This is a genomic window from Streptomyces sp. SID3343 (assembly GCF_009865215.1).
GTDB lineage: Bacteria > Actinomycetota > Actinomycetes > Streptomycetales > Streptomycetaceae > Embleya.
Genome location: NZ_WWJX01000082.1, coordinates 1 through 668, shown reverse-complemented (window position 1 = coordinate 668; position 668 = coordinate 1). Strand labels below are relative to the sequence as shown.

The following is a 668-nucleotide window of genomic DNA, read 5'->3' as shown; positions in this document are numbered from 1 at the left end:
GTGGCCGCCCGCGCCCTGTGGGCGTCGGGCCAGGGCAACCCGCTCCACCTCCGCGAGGCACTGCGCGCCGCGGTCGCCGAGGACCGGCTCGGCCCGGCCCACGGCATCTGGTGTCTGAAGCGACCCTTGGCCGACACCCTGCGGGGCGTCTCGTTCGACGAACGGATCGACCGGCTGCCGCCCGACCGGCGGGCGTTGCTCGAACTGCTCGCGCTGTGCGGCCCGATCGGGCTGCGCGACGTACCGCAGGAGACACCGGCCGACGCGTTGGCCGACCTGGAGGCGGCGCGCCTGGTCGTGCTGCGCCGCGACGACCGTCGGGAACACCTCGCGCTCGCCCAACCGGCCCACGCGCCCGTCCTTCGGGCGGGCGTGGGGCGACTTCGGGCCCGGGGCGTCCTGCTGGACCAGGCCGCGCGGGTACGGGCGCACGGGGCGCACCGCGCCGGCGACGCCCTGGCCCTGGCTCGTTGGGAGTTGGCTGCCACCGGTACCGCCGACGCCGAACTCCTGGTCCGCGGCGCCGCCGAGGCCCTGGGCGCGGGCGACGTGGAGACGATGTGCCGGTTGGCCCGGGCCGCCCTGCGCCACGGACCCGACGTGCGGGCCGGCGTGATGCTGGGCGAAGCGCTCGGGCAGCAGGGCGAGTTCGCGGAGGGCATCGCGGT

The 668-nt window shown here is 77.4% G+C and carries 1 pseudogene; it reads left to right on the top strand.

The window, feature by feature from the left end:
• Positions 1 to 668: pseudogene (locus GT354_RS02780) on the top strand (helix-turn-helix transcriptional regulator); the annotation flags it as partial.